The organism is Pseudomonas sp. PDM20, from assembly GCF_014852575.3.
GTDB lineage: Bacteria > Pseudomonadota > Gammaproteobacteria > Pseudomonadales > Pseudomonadaceae > Pseudomonas.
The window spans coordinates 3769937-3787310 of record NZ_CM181224.1; the positions used below are offsets into that span (position 1 = coordinate 3769937).

General features: G+C 66.0%; 16 protein-coding genes. 4 read left to right on the forward strand and 12 right to left on the reverse strand.

Annotated features, from left to right (window positions below):
* Positions 1-40 precede the first annotated feature (40 nt).
* The 3 genes from IB261_RS17205 to IB261_RS17215 all read right to left on the reverse strand — a co-directional run bounded on the left by IB261_RS17205 (position 41) and on the right by IB261_RS17215 (position 4533).
* Entirely contained in the window at positions 41-946 is a 906-nt protein-coding gene (locus IB261_RS17205; RefSeq protein WP_081518253.1) for a LysR family transcriptional regulator, read from the reverse strand.
* A 347-nt stretch (positions 947-1293) separates the two neighbouring features.
* Positions 1294-2652 carry a DUF1329 domain-containing protein gene (locus IB261_RS17210; RefSeq protein WP_151187408.1) on the reverse strand — a complete coding sequence of 453 codons (1359 nt, stop codon included), beginning with the start codon at positions 2650-2652 and terminating at the stop codon, positions 1294-1296.
* A 27-nt stretch (positions 2653-2679) separates the two neighbouring features.
* The gene (locus IB261_RS17215) at positions 2680-4533 is read right to left on the reverse strand and encodes a DUF1302 domain-containing protein (RefSeq protein WP_081518697.1); all 1854 of its coding nucleotides are present in this window, start codon (positions 4531-4533) and stop codon (positions 2680-2682) included.
* A 296-nt stretch (positions 4534-4829) separates the two neighbouring features.
* Between IB261_RS17215 and IB261_RS17220 the strand changes: the two genes are divergently transcribed.
* From IB261_RS17220 to IB261_RS17235, 4 genes are all read left to right on the forward strand, one after another.
* The gene (locus IB261_RS17220; protein WP_192382664.1) at positions 4830-6152 is read left to right on the forward strand and encodes a CapA family protein; all 1323 of its coding nucleotides are present in this window, start codon (positions 4830-4832) and stop codon (positions 6150-6152) included.
* Positions 6153-6204: 52 nt separating this feature from the next.
* Positions 6205-6891 (forward strand): response regulator, encoded by a 687-nt coding sequence (locus tag IB261_RS17225; protein ID WP_192382665.1) that lies wholly within the window; start codon positions 6205-6207, stop codon positions 6889-6891.
* A 98-nt stretch (positions 6892-6989) separates the two neighbouring features.
* On the forward strand, positions 6990-7664 hold the full coding sequence (locus IB261_RS17230) for a polysaccharide lyase family 7 protein (RefSeq protein WP_081518257.1): 675 nt from the start codon (positions 6990-6992) through the stop codon (positions 7662-7664).
* Positions 7665-7775: 111 nt separating this feature from the next.
* Positions 7776-8372, forward strand: coding sequence for a GNAT family N-acetyltransferase (locus IB261_RS17235; RefSeq protein WP_192382666.1), 597 nt, complete (start codon positions 7776-7778; stop codon positions 8370-8372).
* Between the two features lie 7 nt (positions 8373-8379).
* Here the strand turns inward: IB261_RS17235 and IB261_RS17240 are convergent, their stop codons facing one another.
* The 9 genes from IB261_RS17240 to IB261_RS17280 form a co-directional block, all read right to left on the reverse strand.
* Positions 8380-9882: an aldehyde dehydrogenase family protein gene (locus IB261_RS17240; RefSeq protein ID WP_192382667.1), complete on the reverse strand. Its 1503-nt coding sequence runs from the start codon at positions 9880-9882 to the stop codon at positions 8380-8382.
* Positions 9879-10931 carry an aminoglycoside phosphotransferase family protein gene (locus IB261_RS17245; RefSeq protein ID WP_081518260.1) on the reverse strand — a complete coding sequence of 351 codons (1053 nt, stop codon included), beginning with the start codon at positions 10929-10931 and terminating at the stop codon, positions 9879-9881. The genes IB261_RS17240 and IB261_RS17245 overlap by 4 nt, the downstream gene beginning before the upstream one ends.
* A gap of 4 nt (positions 10932-10935) precedes the next feature.
* The gene (locus IB261_RS17250; protein WP_081518261.1) at positions 10936-11280 is read right to left on the reverse strand and encodes a cupin domain-containing protein; all 345 of its coding nucleotides are present in this window, start codon (positions 11278-11280) and stop codon (positions 10936-10938) included.
* Between the two features lie 221 nt (positions 11281-11501).
* Complete coding sequence (locus IB261_RS17255) at positions 11502-11882, reverse strand: cupin domain-containing protein (RefSeq protein WP_081518262.1); 381 nt, start codon at positions 11880-11882, stop codon at positions 11502-11504.
* Complete coding sequence (locus tag IB261_RS17260) at positions 11875-13179, reverse strand: nucleotide disphospho-sugar-binding domain-containing protein (protein ID WP_081518263.1); 1305 nt, start codon at positions 13177-13179, stop codon at positions 11875-11877. Before IB261_RS17260 ends, IB261_RS17255 begins: the two co-directional genes overlap by 8 nt.
* A gap of 32 nt (positions 13180-13211) precedes the next feature.
* Positions 13212-14291 carry an ABC transporter ATP-binding protein gene (locus IB261_RS17265; protein ID WP_192210758.1) on the reverse strand — a complete coding sequence of 360 codons (1080 nt, stop codon included), beginning with the start codon at positions 14289-14291 and terminating at the stop codon, positions 13212-13214.
* Positions 14284-15099, reverse strand: coding sequence for an ABC transporter permease (locus IB261_RS17270; RefSeq protein WP_081518265.1), 816 nt, complete (start codon positions 15097-15099; stop codon positions 14284-14286). Before IB261_RS17270 ends, IB261_RS17265 begins: the two co-directional genes overlap by 8 nt.
* Entirely contained in the window at positions 15092-15964 is an 873-nt protein-coding gene (locus tag IB261_RS17275) for an ABC transporter permease (protein WP_081518266.1), read from the reverse strand. The genes IB261_RS17270 and IB261_RS17275 overlap by 8 nt, the downstream gene beginning before the upstream one ends.
* 172 nt (positions 15965-16136) lie before the next feature.
* Positions 16137-17186: a polyamine ABC transporter substrate-binding protein gene (locus IB261_RS17280; protein ID WP_017519222.1), complete on the reverse strand. Its 1050-nt coding sequence runs from the start codon at positions 17184-17186 to the stop codon at positions 16137-16139.
* Positions 17187-17374 lie beyond the last annotated feature (188 nt).

Consider the following 17374-nt stretch of genomic DNA (forward strand, 5'->3'; position numbering starts at 1 on the left):
TCAAGGCTGGTTATCGAGACGGGCTTTCATCCAGCCAGGATCAGTCGGCCTTGCGCAGGTGCGGACCCTTGAAGGCGTAGACCAGCTCGTCCACCAGGGTCTGCGCCTCGCGGGTCATCAGCTCCGGCGGACGGCAGACCAGGGAAATGTCGGTGCCCGGCACCGTCTCGGCGATGTCCAGCGCGTCCAGGGTACCGGAGACGATAGGCAGGTCGAACACCCGTCGCGACCAGAAGCTCACCGCGTCGGTGTTGGCCGCCAGCTCCGCGTAGAGCACCACCGAGGCGCACTCGATGACGCGCTCGGGGTGGCGCACCTGGTACTGCTCGAACATCTGCCCGGCGAGGGACACATCCAGCGAATCGGGCACCAGCCACTCCTCGTCGAGCAGCTCGTGCAGCGAGCGCGCGTTGCGCAGCGGATGGCCCTTGCGTACCGCCAGCGTAGTGGGCTGGGCGTAGAGTTCCTGCCAATGGAAGCCGTCGACGTTGCGTGACGAGGGCTGCGAGGTCAGCACCAGGTCCAGCTGGCCTTCGCGCAGTCCTTCGAGCAGCTTGGCCGGGCGCAGTTCGCTGATCTGCAGTTGCACCTTGGGGTAGCGCTTGCGGTAACGCAGCAGACAACTGGCGAACTGCTGACTGGGCGTCACCGGTGACACCCCGATGGCCACGCGGCCATCCATGGCGCCCTTCAGCGTCTCGATCTCGTCCCGCGCGCGTCGCACTTCCTCGACCACCAGGCGGGCACGGCGCACCAGCCGCTCGCCGTATTCGGTGGCGGTGATGCCACGGTTGGAACGCACCAGCAGCGGCACGCCCAGCTCGGCCTCCAGCTCCTTGATGCTCTTGGACAGGGCGGGCTGGGAGATGTGCAGCAGGCGCGAAGCTTCCTGGATACTGCCGCTTTCGCAGATGGCGACGATGGCGCGGAGTTGATGCAACTTCATGGAGTGGTCGTCGGCTCGGGGATCGGTAACAGGTCGGAACATAAAGCAAAATCGAGGCCGGCGTGAGTAACGGTTGGTAAACGCGGGTGGACTGGTGGGTCGCGGGGGTGTTTTTGCCGGCTGATTCAGGCGGTGGGCATCTCTGGGAGTTTCGTGCATCGCCAGCATGGGCACCGCTGCGCTCCACGCCATCCTACGACGAGGTTTTCCTGTTGCCACTGTGCGGGTGGGTGGATTCGCGGGCATGGCCCGCTCCTACAGGTGATTGCGCGAGCCACAAAAAAAAGCGGCCCGAAGGCCGCTGATAAACACATCGGAGCGCCGGTGAGCGCCAGTCAAGCCCGCCGTCAGCGGATGCCGGTGGCGCGCAAGGCGTTGGGGGTGAAGTCGTTGCTGCTGGCCTTCACCGCAAAGTCGTAACTGCTCTTCTCCTCGTTGCGCAGACCGGACACCGTGTAGCGGCCGGACAGCACGTCATAGTGGGTCTCCGCCGTCAGCCAGGTGAACTGCTGGTCGTAGAACGGCCGCGCATGGCCCTCGGACACCCGCCAGAGGCTGCCACGGCCGTCGTAGGCGTCAGCCTCGGCGATCTGCCAGCTGTCCTCGTCGATGTACAGGTCACGCTTGCTGTAGATGTGCCGCTGACCCGGCTTCAGGGTCGCCACCACGTGCCACACGCGGTGCAGTTCGTAGCGGGTGTGGTCCGGGTTCAGGTGGCCGGGCTTGACGATGTCGTCGTACTTCAGCGCAGGCGAGTCGAGCGCGAAGCTGTTGTAGGGGATGTACAGCTCCTTCTTGCCCACCAGCTTCCAGTCGTAACGATCCGGTGCGCCGTTGAACATGTCGAAGTCGTCGTAGGTCCGCATGCCTTCCGCGCCGGGGCTGTCGTAGCCCACCTGCGGGGCTCGGCGCACGCGGCGCTGGCCGGCGTTGTACATCCACGCCATGCGCGGTTCCTTGACCTGGTCGATGGTCTCCAGCACCAGCATCACGCTGCCTGCGCGGCGCGGCGGCGAGAGAATTTCCTGGCGGAAGTAGTAGAGGATGTTGTCCATCTTCGCCGGGTCGTAGTCCTTGAGCCCGAACGGGAAGGCGAACTGCTCCTTCATGTAGCTGATGGTGTAGGCGCCGTTGGTTTGCGGGTTCATCTGCGCGGTGGTGCGCAGCATCGCGTTGCCCCGGTAACGGGTGACGTGATTCCAGATGACTTCCAGGCCGTTCTGCGGGATCGGGAACGGGATGGTCATGCTGAAGTTGGTCAGGCCGTTGCCGCCTTCGGCCAGGGAGGTCGCCGTGGCATTCTTCTTCGCCGCGTCGATCACCGCCTGCGGGTAGCTCGCACTACGGTGGCTGGGGTAGACCGGAATGCGGTAGGTCTCGGGGAAGCGCTGGAACATCGCCAGCTGCCCCGGCGTGAGCTTGTCCTGGTACTGGCTGGCGTTCTGCGCAGTGATGGTGAACAGCGGCTTGTCCGCGGCATAGGGGTCGGCGAGGAAGCCGCCAGCGTCGACCGTGCCAGCGTTCAGCGCCAAGCCACCGGTCCAGGCCGGGATGCTGCCGTCGGCGTTGCCCGCTTTCTCGGCGCCAATCGGGGTGAGTTCATTGCCCAGGCGCGCGGCCTGGTCGGCGCCGACTGCGGCCATGACCTGCCCGGCGAGCAGGCTCAGCGTCAGGCAGCCGGCCTGCAACCATTGTTTGTTGTTCATGCTTTTACCTCAGGGGGCTGGCGGGCATCAGAAGCTGACGCCCATGCTGACGGCGAGGAAATCGCGGTCGGTGTTGACGTTGTAATCACCGCCGAAGTAGTCGGTGTAACTGATGCTGGCGGTGTAGCGGCTCAGGTACTCGGCATCGACGCCGACGCTGACCGACTTGTCGCCCTCGTTGAAGGTCGGGCCGTAGCCCTGCACGTCGTGGGAGAACGCCAGGTTCGGGCGCAGCGAAACGCCACCGAGCAGGTCGTTGTATTCCAGGCCCGCGCGCACGCGGTAACCCCAGGAGTTCTGGGTGTAGAAGCCCTTGTCATCGCACTGGCCGGGGTTGGCGGTGTTCACCACCTTCTGGCAGATCGCGTTGCCCGACAGCCCCAGCAGCGCCGAGGTGCCGGCACTGGCCAGCTCACCGTTGCCGTATACGCTGCTGCGGCCGAAGCGCAGGTCGGAGCCGTCGGTGGAGCCCAGGTCGGCGATGTGGCTGAAGCCGATCTCGCCCACCAGGGTCAGGCGCTCGGCGCCGATCAGTTCGATCTGGTCGAAGGTGTTGGTGAAGGTCATCTGCGCCTGGGTAAACGGCTTGCGCTCGTAACCCTGGATCAGCGAACCGTAGGCCGAGTCGGCCCAGCCGCTGGAGAAGATCGGCAGGCCACCGTTGACCAGCGGGCTGGTCGCCGCCGAGCCGAGGGTGGCGGCGCCGGAGACGTCGCTGGAGTTGATGCCCAGCGGCATGTTCGGCCGGTAGCTGATCTCGCCCTGCACCGCGGTGCTGCCCCAGGTGGTGTTGAAGCCCAGGCCGTAAAGGCGGATGTCCTCGGGGTAGTCCAGGTACCAGCGCGCGGTGCTCACGCCGCCCTGCCCGATCAGCCCGCCGACCGGGTCGGCCAGCGCGCCCTTGCCCACCACCCAGTTACTGGTCGGCGTGCGGCTGTGGTAGTTCATCGCATAGGCGGAGAACTCGGTGTCGTTATACATCCAGCGCAGCGCCACGCCGAACTGGCCGCCGTCGCGGGCGTCGTGGTCCTTGCCACGCGGCACATAGCCGTAGCCGCCACGGATGCCGGTGCCATCGATGTCACGGTCGAAGTCGCTGCCGTTCACCGCCATGTTGATGTCGCAGCCCTTGGCGGCCACGTCGCTGCCGAAGAAGGTGCCGCAGTTGTCCGGCACAGTCTTCTCCCACTCCAGCTGGTAGAAGGCCTCCATGGACAGGGTGTCGGTGAGCCCCTGGTTGAAGTACAGCATGCTCACCGGGATCAGCGCTTCCTTCACCTCGGAACCGGGTCGACGCAGCGCGGCGACGTCCGCCGGGTTGATCGAGTTGATGCCGTTCTGGATGAAGGTGCTCTCGCCCCAGCTCACCACCTGGCGGCCCACGCGCACGGTACCCGGCCGGTCCTGCAGTTCGTAGTTGTGGTAGAGGAAGGCGTCGAGCAGCTCGGCGCCGGAAGACTGGGCGGCGGTATCGCGGCCGCTGTCGTCGATGTCATAGAGCGGACGGTGTTCGTCCTTCAGTTCGAAGTCGTACCAGTACTTGCCACGCAGGAACAGGCCACTGTCGCCGTACTTCAGCTCCAGGTCGTGCAGGCCCTTGAAGATCTTGGAGAAGGTCTCGCCGCGCTTGAAGTTCAGCCGGCCGTCATCGGAGGTCTGGCTGGACGCCGTGCCGCCGTTGCGGGTGCCGATGAATTTCTTGTCCGGGCTGTCCATCGCCCAGCTTGCGCCAATGGACAGGGTCGAGTCGAAGCGACCCTCGATTTCCCCCACGTTGAAGCTCACTGCCTGAGCCGAAGATGCCCCGCCAAGGGCCATGCTGGTAGCCAGCGCCAGCGCGTGCGGCTTGAAGCCTGCGGCGCCGGTTATTGTTTTTTTCATGCTGCTCTCCGCCTGGATCGTGCTGGTCACGGCAAGCCGTGCCACCCCTGCTCCGCGGCTCTTGGGCCGGGAGGCGAGCGCAGGTTAGAGCGCTGTCACAATGCTGACTTCTGAAAAAAAGTGATGCCCATAGCCAGAATGAAAACGCCGCCGTCTCGCAGCGCGCGAGGCTTTGCGGGTGCGGCTCTGCGGGTGATAACCGACGGCTATCGCGATACCCAGGATTCAGCCGACCCGGGCCGCACATTGCCCTAAAGTCCGCCGCCATCAGCGACTCCCCGACCCTGAGGTGGACCATGAAGATTGCGTTGACCGGCGACAGCATCCTGCAGCGCCGCCTGAACAGCCGCGAAGACCAAACCCTGCTCCCGCTGTTCGACCTGCTGCGCGGCGCCGACGTCAGCTTCACCAACCTGGAAGTGCTGCCCAACGACTTCCAGGGCGACGCCGTGCTGGAAAGCGGCGGCTCGCACTTCGGTGCGCCGTCGTGGGTGCTCGACGAGCTGGTGGAGGGCGGCTTCGACCTGTTCTCCACCGCCAACAACCACAGCCTGGACTACGGCATCGCCGGTCTGCAGGCCGCCCACGCACAGCTGGACAAGCGCGAGCTGCTGTTCGCCGGCACCGGCCGCAACCTCGAGGAAGCCCGCCGCCCGGTGTACTGCACCAAGCCTGCCGGCACCGTCTCGCTGCTGGCCTGCACCTCCACCTTCGGCAAAGGCCAGGAAGCCAGCGAGCAGACCCGCGACATGCCCGGCCGCCCCGGTCTCAACCCGCTGCGCTACGACACCGTGCACCAGCTCGACGGCGCACAGATGGAAGCCATGCGGGGCATCATCGCCAGCCTCGGCCTGGACCGTCTGTACCAGGGCGCGGTGGACCTGGGCTTCGCCCACCCGATCCCCGATCCGTCGCTGGCGGTGTTCGGCCCCTTCACCCCGCTGCTGTTCCGCCAGGGCGAGAGCGCGCGCCTGCGCACCGTGCCGCGCAAGAAGGACATGGACGACATCCTGCGTTGGGTCGAGGAAGCACGGACGCTGTCCGACGTGGTGGTGCTGAGCATCCACGCCCACGAACTGGGCCACGACGCCAAGGGTGAGTGGGACCTGGAAGTGGCTGCCGAATTCATCCAGCCGGTAGCCCGGCGCATGATCGACGCCGGCGTCGATATCGTGGTCGGCCACGGCCCGCACCTGTTGCGCGGCATGGAGATCTACAACGGCAAGCCGATCTTCTACAGCCTGGGCAACTTCATCGGCCAGAACGAGCTGGTGGAGCGCCTGCCGGCGGACAGCTACGAGCAATTCCGCGTGGACCGCAACCAGACGCCTTCGAAGGTGTTCCTGCAGCGCACCCAGAACGACACCCGCAGCTTCCCCTCCGATGCGCGCTTCTGGGAGAGCCTGGTGCCGGTCTGCCAGTTCGACGGCCGCCGCCTCACCGGCATTGAACTGCACCCGGTGAGCCTGGGCCTGGGCGAGGCGGTACACCGCCGTGGCCGCCCACGCCTGGCCGAAGGCGAACACGCACAAGCGATCCTGCAGCGCTTCGCCGCGCTGTCGGAACCCTACGGTACTCGGCTGTCGGTAGACGGCTCGATTGCGCGCGTCACACTCTGATGCCGCAGCGCCGGGCGGCCACAAGCTGCCCGGCGCCCTTCTTTCTTCTGCGATGCCCATGACCAGCCCACGCATTCTCATCGTCGAGGACGACCTGCGCCTCGCCGCCCTCACCCGCGACTTCCTCGAACACCACGGCCTCTGCGCCGGCATCGAGCCTGACGGCGCACGCGCCGCCGACCGGGTGCTGGACGAGCGCCCGGACCTGGTGATCCTCGACCGTATGCTGCCCGGCGAGGATGGCCTTTCCATCTGCCGTCGCCTCCGTCCGCGCTACCAGGGCGCGATCCTCATGCTCAGCGCGCGCTCCGAAGACACCGAGCAGATCGACGGCCTGGAGAACGGCGCGGACGACTACGTCTGCAAACCGGTGCGCCCGAGCCTGCTGCTGGCCCGCGTGCGGACCCTGTTGCGACGGCCACGAAACGTACCCGAGCCGACTGACCGCCTGGAGCGCTCCGGACTGGTGCTCGATGCCCGCCAGCGCGAAGTGCGGCGCAACGGCTCGCGCATCGACCTGACCGGCGCCGAGTTCGACCTGCTCTGGCAACTCGTCGCCCACGCCGGCCAGACCCTCAGCCGCGACGACCTGCTCCTGGCGCTGCGCGGCATCACCTGGGACGGCCTGGACCGCTCGGTGGACGTACGCGTCGCCCACCTGCGCGCCAAGCTGGACCAGGACCCGCCAAGTCCGCTGATCGTCACGGTGCGCGGCAAGGGCTATCGCTTCGTCGGCTGACAGCGCTTAGTCCGCATGACCGCCCGGCCGAAAATTCGTCGCGCGGGGAACTCCGTCCAGTCAAACCAGGCACCCTCACCGCCGCAGGAGTGCCCGGCATGACCGTCAGCATCGACAACCTCAATATCGCCCTGCCCGTGGGCAAGACCCCGACCGACACCGTCTCCATCGAGATTCCCGGCCCGCAGGCGCTGGCGCAGTACCCGAACCTGGTCACCCGCCTGCCCGACGGCAGCCTGCAACTCACCGCGCCGACCAAGGGCGTGGCGAGCAAGAGCGTCCACCGCACCCGCTGCGAATGGAAGGAACCGATCTACTGGGCCCTGAGCGGCGCCACCGAGCATGTGAACCACCAATTGATGAAGGTCACCCAGGTGAACTCGGCACAGAAGGTAGTGGTGGCGCAGATGCACGTGAAGGACGACGACAGCCCGCTGCTCAAGGTGTTCTGGCAGAAGGGCAAGCTGACCATGGGCTTCCGCCAGAACTTCAACCAGACCACGCCGGTGAACAGCACCGTGCTGGACAACGTGCCGCTGGGTGCGGAGTTCGACATCCTGATCCTCGCCACGTCCAGCCTGATGCTGACGGTGCAGGCCAGCTGCAACGGGCGTAATTCGGCGGTGCCTTCGATGCCGCTGGATGTCAGCTGGGCAGCACGGGTTTTCGATTTCCACGGCGGGGTCTACAACCAGATCGATTTTACCGACACGACCCTGGCTAGCGATGCTTCGGTGTGCGTGATCAAGGACCTGCAGATCAGGCATGCGTGAGTGCGGGGAAAGCGGCGCCTTACAGGCGCTGTTCGCGGGCATGGCCCGCTCCTACAGAAAAGCACCGGCATCCGGTAGGCTGTGGGATCGTCGCACCCAGAGCCCGTCCGTATGCCCGCCCTCACCTGCCCCCATCTGACAGGCCAGCACGTCGAACTCCTGCCCCTGCGCGCGGAACACGCGCAGGGGCTGCTCGACGCCGCCGCCGATGGCGAACTGTGGAACCTCAAGGTCACGGTGGTACCCGGCCCGGATACCGTCGCGGGCTATATCGCCAAGGCCGAAAAGGGCCTGGAGGAAGGCAGCGTCCTGCCCTTCGCCATCCTCGACCGGCGCACCGGCAGGGTCGTCGGCAGCACCCGTTTCTGGAAGGTCGACCGCGCCAACCGCAAGCTGGAGATCGGCCACACCTGGCTCGCGCTGTCGGCGCAGCGCACGCAGATCAACAGCGAGGCCAAGCTCCTGCTGCTCACCTACGCCTTCGAGGAACTCGACTGCGTGCGCGTGCAGTTCACCACCGACGAGCTGAACGAGAAGTCCCGCGCCGCCATCCTGCGCCTGGGCGCGGTGCAGGAAGGCGTCGTCCGCCACGAGCGCATCATGCCCGACGGCCGCAAGCGCAACTCGGTGCGCTTCAGCATCATCGACAGCGAGTGGCCGGAGGTGAAGGCACGGCTGCTGGAAAGGCTCGGCCGCGCCCCGACCTGATGGCCGCTCAGCCCTGGTAGAACACCTCGTCGCTGTACGGGTACCACCAGGAGTGAATCTGCGGCTGGTGGTCGATGATCACCATCTTCGAGCGGCGGAACGCATCCAGCCCCTGGCGGCCCAGCTCGCGACCCATGCCGGACATCTTCCAGCCGCCGAACGGCAACGCATCGTTGTCGATCAGCGGGTTGTTCACCCAGACCATCCCCGCCTCCAGGCGATCCGCCGCTTCCATGGCTTCGGCCAGGTCGGTGGAGAACAGCGAGGCGCCCAGACCGAAGGGCGAGTCGTTGGCCAGCCGGACCGCCTCGTCGAAGTCCTTCACCTTGCAGATCGCCGCCACCGGGCCGAAGCACTCCTCATGGAAGATCGCCATGGCCGGGGTGACGTCGGTGAGGATGGTCGGCTCGTAATACCAGCCCACCGGGAACTGTTCGGGAATGCGCCCGCCGCAGACCAGCGTGGCGCCCTTGGCTATGGCGTCGTCCACCAGGCGGATGACCTTGGCGCGGGCCGCCTCGCTGACCATCGGACCGATCTCGGAACGCTCCAGGCCGTGGCCGATGCGCAACGCGCGGGTGCGCTCGACGAAGCGCGCGACGAACTCGTCATGGACTTCATCGACAACATAGAAGCGCTCCGCCGAGGTGCAGATCTGCCCGCTCAGGTGGAAGGCTGCGGTCACCGCGCCGGCCGCCGCGACTTCCAGCGGCGCGTGGCGGGAGATGATCATCGGGTCGCTGCCGCCGGCCTCGATCACCGCCGGTTTCATCCGCTCGGCGCAGGCCACCGCCACCGCCTTGCCGGCGGCGACGCTGCCGGTGAAGGCCACGGCGTGGGTACGCTCGGACTGCACCAGGCGCTGCGCAGTGCTGGCGTCGCCCGGCACGCAGCTGACCATGCCCGCCGGCAGCACCTTGAAGTGCTGCATGAACTTCAGCGTGCACAGCGTGGTGCTTTCCGCCGGCTTGACGATGCAGGCGTTGCCCGCCGCCAGCGAGGCGGCCAGGGTCCAGCACATCAGCAGGATGGGGAAGTTGAACGGCATGATGTGCACGCTGACGCCGTAGGGTTCGTAGCGCACATGCTGGAACGAGCCGAGCTGCGTGGTGCCGGCGACCTTGCCGGCCTCGTCGCGGGCCATCTCGGCGTAATAGCGGAAAATCGGCGCGCAGTTGGCCAGCTCGCCCATGGCTTCGGGGAATGGCTTGCCCATTTCCAGGGTCATCAGCCGCGCCACTTCGCGCTGGGTGGCCTGGTCGGTTTCGATAGCGTTGGCCAGCTGGTGAAGGATAGCCGCGCGGGACTTCGCGTCCACGCGCTTCCACTCGCGCTGGGCGGCGTTGGCCGCGTCGATGGTGGCGTCCACGTCTTCCGCGTCGCACAGGGCGATGCGTCCGACCGGGGTGAGGTCGGCGGGGTTGATGATGTCGCGCAGGCGCTGCGTCGCCACGCCCTGGTATTGCGGGCCGATGAAGCGCAGGGGCAGATCAACGTGAAAGTCGGTCATGGAATGCTCCGCAGGGATTCGGATGAGGCCAGGCGCTGGGCGATCACGTCGCTCTCAAGCCCCTGGCGCCAGTTCGGCAGATGGGTGTCGAGCAGCGCTGCCAGCGGGCGCAACTGTTCGCTGTCGAGCGCGCGCTGGAACAGCCGCAGCACGCGCGGCAGATGCTTGAGGTAGCCGTGCTTGCCGTCGCGTTTGGCCAGGCGCACGAAGATGCCCAGCACCTTGGCGTGGCGCTGTGCGGCGAGCACCTGGAAGTCGGCCATGAAGCGCCGGCCGTCCACTTCCGGGCGCTGGCTGAGGTAATGGGTGAGCAGGGTCACGCGCAGGGTTTCGGGAATATCGCGGCGCGCGTCTTCGAGCAGGGACATGAGGTCATAGGCCGGCGCGCCGAACAGCGCGTCCTGGAAGTCCAGCAGCCCGCACGCCGCCACGCCCGCCCTGCCCTCCAGCAGCATCAGGTTGTCGACGTGGTAGTCGCGCAGCACCAGCACTTCACGGCGCAGCGAGACATCGCGCCAGAGCGCGGCGAACTCCGCCAGATAGCGCTCGCGCAGCTTCGCGGCAGCCTGCTCGCCCACCAGCAGTGGCGCATACCAGTCAATGAACAGCGCCGCTTCATCGCCCAGTTTCTGCCCGTCGTAGGCCGCCACGCCTTCGGCGGCCTGGGGGCCCGCGCGGTGCAGGCGCACCAGGGCATCCACGGCAAGGCGGTACAGCGCCACCTCGTCATGGCCGTCGGCAAGCAACCGGGTATAGGTGGCCTGTCCGAAGTCCTCCACCAGCGCCAGACCCAGCTCGCGGTCGGCGGCCAGCACGCTGGGCGCCGACAGCCCGCAGTCGCGCAGCAGCTGCGCCACCCGCAGGTAAGGGGCCAGCGGCTCGGCGCCGGGAGGCGAATCCATCAGCAGCAGTCCTTTGCCGTCGAGGCGGAAATAGCGCCGCATCGAGGCGTCCGCCGGCAGCGCGGTGATGGCCGCGCCGGACAGGCCGCTGCCGGCGAGGAAGGTCTCGCGGGCAGCGGCACGGGTGGTTTCGCAGGGCAGGTTCATGGCATCACCGGATCATGTAGACCTTCTTGATGGTCTCGTGCACGGTGCACACGCCCTTCCAGTCCTTGGGGAAGAAGGCCGCGGTGTCCGGCTCGATCTCGATCACCTCGCCGGACTCGTGCACGTAGGTGCAACGGCCCTCGAGGAAGTGGCAGAACTCGTCGCTGGTCACGTGGCAGAACCACTTGCCCGGCGTGCAGTGCCAGATGCCGCATTCGGACTGGCCTTCGGGCCCCTTGTGCAGGACCACGCCGCTGACATGGGACTCGCCCTCGAGCATGGTCGGGATCACGCCCCAGTCCTTGAGTTCGGTGACCTGCAGCGGGCGGTAGATAACGGGGGTCTTCATCGTTCACTCCTGATGGGTCGAATCGTATGGGGCGCATAACCGCTCGTGGTCATTCGCCGGTGGGATCGGTGGAAATCGACGGCGGATAACGCTTGTGGCGTTATGCGCCCTACGAACTCACTCCCCTTTGTAGGGCGCATAACCGCTCGCGGTTATCCGCCGATGGGTTCGGGTGGAAATCGACGGCGGATAACGCCTGGGGCGTTATCCGCCCTACGGGTTCAGGCCAGCATGTAGAGATTGCGCAGCGTGCTGTGCACGGTGCATTCGCCGGTCCAGCCGGCCGGGAACAGCACCAGGGTGTCGGGCTCGACCTCGATCACCTCGCCCTCGTCGGAGCGGTAGGTGGCGCTGCCGGCGACGAAGTGGCAGAGCTCGTCGCGCGGGATCGACAGCCGCCAGCGGCCGGGGGTGCAGACCCACAGGCCGGTTTCCGGGCTGTTGTTCGGGCCCTTGAACAGCAGCCGGCCGCTGGAGTGCGAGACACCCTCCAGCGCGTCGGACTGCACGCCCCAGTCCACCAGGTCGTCGTAGTCGCGGGCGCCGCGGATGTGCGGCGCGGTGCTCTCTCCATTGAAGGAAGCGGCCTTGAACTCAGGCATGGTTCACCGCCTTGCCCTGCACCAACTGGTCGAGGATGCGCGCAGCGTCTTCCGGGCCCTTGCGCGAGCGCATGTAGTCGCTGGTGCGCGCCAGGCGCCCCTGCATCAGCTGGTCACCCAGCAGCTGGGCGATGTTGCGCGCCAGGTCTTCCTCGCTCCAGTCGTAGCGGTCCATGCGCAGGCCGTGGCCGCTTTCCTGGGCGCGCATGGCGTTGTCGTGGCCGTCCCAGACGTAGGGCATGACGATGGCCGGCTTACCGAAGAACAGGCACTCGGTGAAGCTGTTGTTGCCGCCGTGGTGGATCACCCCGTCGACCTGGGCGATCACCGAGGGCTGTGGGTACCAGTTGGAGACGATCACGTTGTCCGGCAGGTCGGTGTACTTCTCCACGTGCTCGCCGACGTTGAACAGCGCGCGGTACGGCAGCTTGCCGATGGTGGTGACCAGGCGCTTGAGCAGCTCGACGTCGCCCGAGCCCAGGCTGCCGAAGCTGACATACAGCAGCGGCTTGTCGTTGTGCGCCTTGAACTGCGGGATTTCATAGGGCTTGTCGGTGCGCACACAGCCCTGCAGGTAATGGAACTGCCGCGCCGGCAGCGGGTGGCGACGTTCGAACTTCACCGGGTCCGGGTAGAGCAGCAGGTTCATGTAGGGCGACTCTTCGAAGAAGGTGCCCAGCGGATACGGCCGCTCGCCACACTCGGCGAGGAAGTCGTTGAAGTCGGCGTGGATCGGCGCGATCACTTCCTCGAAGCGCTTCTGGAAGCGCGCGTGGCCGTCCTTGTCATCGACGCTCATGCCCGACAGGTACGGCGGGATGTCCGGGTCGTGCACTTCGTTTTCCGAGCAGGAGATGATCCGCACCCAGGGCTTGCCGTAGTGCTTGATGGCCGGAAAGAGGATCACGTTGTCCACGCAGATCAGGTCCGGCTTGATCCGGTCGAGGATCGCCGGCAGCTCCTTCTGCGCCCACTTGGAGGTGGAGACGATGGCCTCCCAGCACTCCTTCACGTAGTTGTCGAGCTGGTCGATCGGCGCCTTGCGGAAGTTGGGGATGTGACCGTTGATGAAGTCGGTCCAGTAGCGCGCCATTTCCTCGGCCGGCATCGGCTCGGACATGTTCACGTAGTGCTCCTCGAAGCCGTAGGCCGAGTACACCCCGGTCATCCCCGGATCGGTGAGGAACACCGCCTTGTGCCCCATCGCCTCGCAGGCCTGGGCGATGCCTACGGAATTGAGGGCCGGGCCGTAGGCGGCCTCGGGGAAGAATGCGATGACCTTGCGTTCACTACTCATGGTGCTCTCCAGTCAGTCTTGTTCTAAGGCGATCAGTGAGTCAGCACGCGGCCGTGCCGCGCATCCCAGCCCAGGCGCACCGGCATGCCGGCGGCAAGGCGCAAGAAGTCGTAGTCCGAGGACGGCACGCGGACGATCAGCGGCTTGCTGGAGAGCGCCGTGTTCACGTGCAGGTTGGTGTCCAGGCCGTGGTAGGCCACTTCGGCCACCTCGCCGTGAATCTGGTTGTCGGTGGCCGGCGTGGCGTCGGTGAGCACGCGCAGACGTTCCGGACGCAGCGCGAGGGTCACGCTCTCCGGGCTGGACTCGGCGGTGGTCTCGATGTTCAGCACCTGGTCGCCGGCCTGCAGGCGATTGGTGCCCACGCGGCGGCCTTCGATCAGGTTGCTGACGCCGATGAAGTCGGCAACGAAGCGGCTGCCTGGGTTCTCGTAGAGTTCACTGGGGCTGCCGCACTGGCAGACCTTGCCGTCACGCAGCACGGCCATGCGGTCGGACATGACCAGGGCTTCTTCCTGGTCGTGGGTGACCATGATGAAAGTGATGCCGCTCTCGTGCTGCAGGCGCTTGAGCTCCAGCTGCATCTTTTCGCGCAGCTTCTTGTCCAGCGCGCCGAGGGGTTCGTCCAGCAGTAGCACGCGCGGGCGCTTGACCAGCGCGCGGGCCAGGGCAACGCGTTGGCGCTGGCCGCCGGAGAGCTGGTCCGGCCGGCGGTTGGCCAGCGAGCCGAGCTGCGCGGTTTCCAGCACCGCATCGACGCGCTGGCGGATTTCAGCGGCCGGCAGCTTTTCCATCTCCAGACCGTAGGCAATGTTGCCGCGCACGGTCATGTTGGGAAACAGCGCATAGGACTGGAACATCAGGTTCAGCGGGCGCTTGTTCGGCGGCAGCGGCGAGATGTCCTGGCCGTTGAGATAGATCGCGCCGGAGCTGGGCGTCTCGAAGCCGGCGATCATGCGCATCAGGGTGGTCTTGCCGCAGCCGGAGGGACCGAGCAGCGCGAAGAACTCGTTCTCGCGGATGCTCAGCGACACCTGGTCCACCGCCGTCAGGCCCTCGCCGTAGGATTTGCTCACCTGCTCCAGCACGAGCAGGTCGGATGACTTAGTCATGGGCTTTGGGCACCTTGTTCAGACGTTGGGAGGCGAACAGCGCGGTGAAGCTGACCAGCATCACCAGGGTGGCGAGGGCGTTGATTTCCGGGGTCACGCCGAAGCGGATCATCGAGTAGATCTGCATCGGCAGCGTGGTGGACGCGCTGCCGGAACCGGAGTTGAAGAAGGCGATGATGAATTCGTCCACCGACAGGGTGAATGCCAGCAGCCCGCCGGCCATCACGCCGGGGAAGATCGCCGGCAGCAGCACGCGGCGCGCGGTGGTGAACCAGCCGGCACCGAGGTCGATGGAGGCTTCGAGGATCGAGTAGTCGAAATGCTTGAGCCGCGTGCGCACCACCGCGCAGACGAAGGCGATGTTGAACACCACGTGGCTGAGGATGATCGAGTGCAGCCCCAGGCTCATCTTCAGCAGGTTGAAGAAGCTCAGCAGCGCGATGGCCAGGACGATGTCGGGGATGATCATCGGCGCCATCAGCAGCGTATCGGCGAGGTTCGCGCCCTTCTTGCCGGGGTTGTTGCGCGCGCGCATCTCCACCCCGAGGGCGAGTAGCGTACCCAGCACGCAAGCGATGAAGGTGGAGGTCAGCGCGACGATCAGGGTGTTCAGCGCCGCGTGCTGGATCGAGGCGTTGGCCAGCAGCTTGGCGTACCACTTCAGCGACGCGCCGCCCCAGGCGGTGGGCAGGCCGCTGGCGTTGAACGACAGCAGGATCAGCACCAGGATCGGTACATAGAGGAAGGCGTACACCAGCCACAGGTGCGCGCCGAGGGCGATGCCGGAGACGTTGCTGGAGTTACGCATGGCGTTCGCCCTCCGCACCCTGGGCCCGGCGCGAGACCATGGCCTGGATGAACAGCAACAGCATCATGATGCCGATCAGGAAGAAGCTCAGCGCCGCGCCGAACGGCCAGTCGCGGGCAGTGAGGAACTGCGCGTAGATCAGGTTGCCGACCATCTGCACCTGCTTGCCGCCCAAGAGGTCGGCGGTGATGAAGTTGCCGATGGAGAGCACGAAGACAAACACCGCGCCGGCGGCCACGCCCGGCACCGACAGCGGCAGGATCACCCGGCGAAAGGTGGTCCAGCCGGAGGCGCCGAGGTCCCGCGAGGCTTCCCAGAGTTCGTTGTCGATGCGCGACAGCGAGCTGTAGATGGCGAGGATGACGAAGGGGATGTAGTTGTAGACCAGCCCGAGCACCACGGTGGCGTCGGTGTACAGCAGGCTGATCGGCTCGCCGCTGTAGCCGAGCAGATTGAACAGCCGGTTGAGCAGGCCTTCGCGGTTGAGCAGCACGATCCAGGCGTAGGTGCGGATCAGGTAGTTGCTCCAGAACGGCAGCATCACCAGGAACAGGAACACCGCCTGCCGGCGCGGAGTGCTGCGGGTGATCGCGTAGGCCGCCGGGTAGCCGATGAGCACCGCGAACAGCGTGGCGAGGCCGGCGATCTTCGCCGAGCGCAGGAGGATGTCGAGGTACAGCGGGTCCACCGCGCGGCGGTAGTTTTCCCAGGTGAACACGTAGTCGATGCCGCCATAGGCACCACGCTCGAGGAAGCTGTAGACCAGCACCAGCAGGCACGGCAGCAGCAGGAACAGGGCCAGCCAGCCAAGGCCGGGCGCGAGCAGCCAGGCCGAGAGTTTCCGGTCGGCGGACAAAGCGGTCATGCGTAGTTCCCCCAACCCCACGCCAGGCGGGGTGCTTCAGGGTTATTGAATACAGTGAACTTGTGGGGCGAGCGAGCTAGAGCGAGGCAAGGCGAGAACAAGCGTGGGCGCGGATGTAAATAAGCAAGCCCGCGCTTGTTCTCAACGCAGCATCGCCGACGCGCAGCCGGCCCTACTGTGCAGCCATGATCTCGGTCACGGCGCGGGTATAGGCCTTCTGCGTGGAGCCGCCGACGTCACGCAACTGCTGCTGCTTGACCAGTTCGGCCGGCGTGGTGGTGAGGTTCGGGTACTTGGCCAGCAGGTCGGGCTTCAAGGTCGCCATCGCCGCCTGGTTGGGCACCTTGTAGAGGATGTTCTCGGCGACCCAGGCGTGGTTCGCCGGCTCCAGCATGTAGTTGATGAAGCGGTAGGCGGCGTCGGGGTTCTTCGAGCTTTTCAGCACGACCATGGTGTCCACCCAGAGGTCGGAACCTTCCTTGGGCACGACGAACTTGATCGACTCGTTGGCCTGGGTGCCGTAGTTGCACCAGCCGTCCCAGGCGTGGGCCATCAGCGCCTCGCCCGAGGCCAGCTTGGAGTAGAAGGTGGTGTCGTCGAAGGACAGCAGGCGTTTCTTGGTGGCGATCAGCTGGTCGCGCACCGCGTTGATCTGGTCCGGGTTGCCGTCGTTCACCGACCAGCCGTTGGCGAGGAAGCCCGCGCCCAACAGCCAGCGGTCGGTGGCGAGCATGGTGGTCTTGCCCTTGAGGGCGTCGGAGGGCTTGAGCAGGTCGCTCCAGCTCGAAGGCGCCGGGCTGACCTTGTCCGAGCGGTAGCAGATGCCGGTGGTGCCCCAGGTGTAAGGCACGGAGAAGTGATTGCCGACGTCGTATTCGAGCTTCTGCGCTTCGGGGTAGAGATTCTTCAGGTTCGGCACCTTGGCCGGATCGATCTCGGCGAGCAGGCCCTGCTTGTGCAGGATCTCGGCAAAGGGCGAGGAAACGAACACCACGTCATAGCCTTCGCCGCCGGAGGCCATGAGCTTGCCCATGATCTCTTCGTTGGTGGCGTGAAGGGATTTGTCGGCTTCGAGCCCGGTGGCCTTCTGGAACTTCTCCAGGTTGTCCGGGGCCATGTAGCCGTCCCAGATGGAGATCACCAGATCCTTGGCACTGGCCGTGGTGGCGGACAGCGTGAGCGCGAGGGTTGCCCCTGCGTAGAGCATGGTCTTCAGCTTCATCTTGCGCACCTGACGATTGGTTGTTGTTGTGTCGACGGCAGCGGAACGAAAAGCGTACTACATGTCTTTTTTTCAAAATAAAAACCGAACCACTGGCGAAGTCAACCATTTCTTGCATTCTTGTTGGACCACCCACGCTGTGGCATAAGGGGTCGCCCCGCGGCGACACGCCTGCCGGGGCCTGCTGG